1 protein-coding gene is annotated in these 1,620 nt (G+C 47.3%); it reads left to right on the forward strand.

Annotated elements, in window-relative coordinates; all coding sequences use genetic code 11:
* Positions 1–118 precede the first annotated feature (118 nt).
* Entirely contained in the window at positions 119–1,387 is a 1,269-nt protein-coding gene (ispG, locus tag B7X71_RS16575) for a flavodoxin-dependent (E)-4-hydroxy-3-methylbut-2-enyl-diphosphate synthase (RefSeq protein ID WP_293599115.1), read from the forward strand.
* The last annotated feature ends 233 nt before the right edge of the window (positions 1,388–1,620 follow it).

Here is a 1,620-nt window from a genome sequence, read left to right on the forward strand (position 1 = left end):
CGATCAAGAAGATGATGTTGATAGTCTTGATGATGAAGAAATCGAGCAAGAGTATCAGCCCGAGCACTCAGTGCAGTGGCTCAAAAGATTAGACGACTGATTTCATAAAACAAGTCCCATGAGTAATCCATCTAGCAATCTTCCTAAGCTACCTTTAGGCCCATCGCCTAAGAGAGCTACACGTCAAGCAATGATTGCTTGGAAAACCAACATCATTACTGTTGGTGGCGATGCGCCAGTACGCGTCCAATCCATGACCAATACCGATACCGCTGATGCTATTGCTACCGCAATACAGGTGAAAGAGTTAGCTCGCGCAGGATCGGAGATGGTGCGTATTACGGTAGACACACCAGCTGCGGCTGAAGCGGTGCCCTATATTCGTGAACAGTTAGACAAGATGGATGTCTTAGTCCCATTGATTGGCGACTTCCATTACAACGGCCACACCTTATTGAATGAGTATCCAGAGTGCGCCAAAGCTTTATCCAAGTACCGCATTAATCCTGGTAATGTGGGTAAGGGCGCTAAACGCGATCCACAATTTGCGCAAATGATCGAAGCGGCATGCAAGTATGACAAGCCCATTCGGATTGGTGTGAACTGGGGTAGCTTAGATCAAGACTTGCTAGCTAGCATTATGGATAGTAATGCCGCATTGCCTGAACCGAAGACTGCGCAGGAAGTCATGATCGAGGCATTAATTCAGTCGGCATTGCAGTCTGCAGAAAAGGCTGTGGAGTTCGGCATGAACCCCAATCAAATTTTGCTGTCTTGTAAGGTCAGCAATGTGCAAGATTTGGTGGCCGTGTATCGCGATCTGTCTCGTCGTTCCGATTACCCATTGCATTTAGGTCTCACCGAAGCAGGCATGGGAAGCAAAGGCATTGTGTCTTCAACAGCAGCGATGGGCATCTTGTTGCAAGAGGGCATTGGTGACACGATTCGAGTCTCTCTGACTCCTGATCCAGGTGCCCCGCGTGAGAATGAAATTATTGTTGCCCAGGAAATTTTGCAAACCATGGGCTTGCGTAATTTCACCCCGATGGTGATTGCATGCCCTGGTTGCGGCAGAACGACCAGCACCACTTTCCAAGAGTTGGCTGCGAATATTCAATCCTATCTGCGTCAACAAATGCCGGTCTGGAAAAAAACCCATCCTGGTGTTGAAGCAATGAATGTTGCAGTTATGGGTTGCATCGTCAATGGTCCGGGCGAGAGTAAACACGCTAATATCGGTATCTCTTTACCGGGTACTGGCGAGACTCCTGCAGCTCCAGTGTTCGTGGATGGGGTCAAAGTCAAGACTTTGCGTGGCGAGAATATTGCCCAAGAGTTTCAGGTGATTGTGGACGATTACGTCAACCAACATTACGCTCCTAAATAAGAGCTAAAGCCAGTAAGAATAAAAAACAAGAACAATAAAGAAATACAAAACAAGCGTACAACATGACAGACCAGATCAACTCCTCTAAAGCTCAAAAGATTCAGAAAATTAATGGCGTTCGTGGCATGAATGATCTCTTGCCAGCTGATGCTGTGCAGTGGACACATTTAGAGCATGTTTTGCGTGATCTCACTCGAGCCTATGGCTATGAGTTCTTGCGCACCCCGATTGTC

The organism is Polynucleobacter sp. 39-46-10, assembly GCF_002282275.1.

What these genes read in the sequence shown, in the direction of transcription:
- ispG (WP_293599115.1), top strand. Translation starts at nt 119, where the DNA reads ATGAGTAATCCATCTAGCAATCTTCCTAAGCTACCTTTAGGCCCATCG.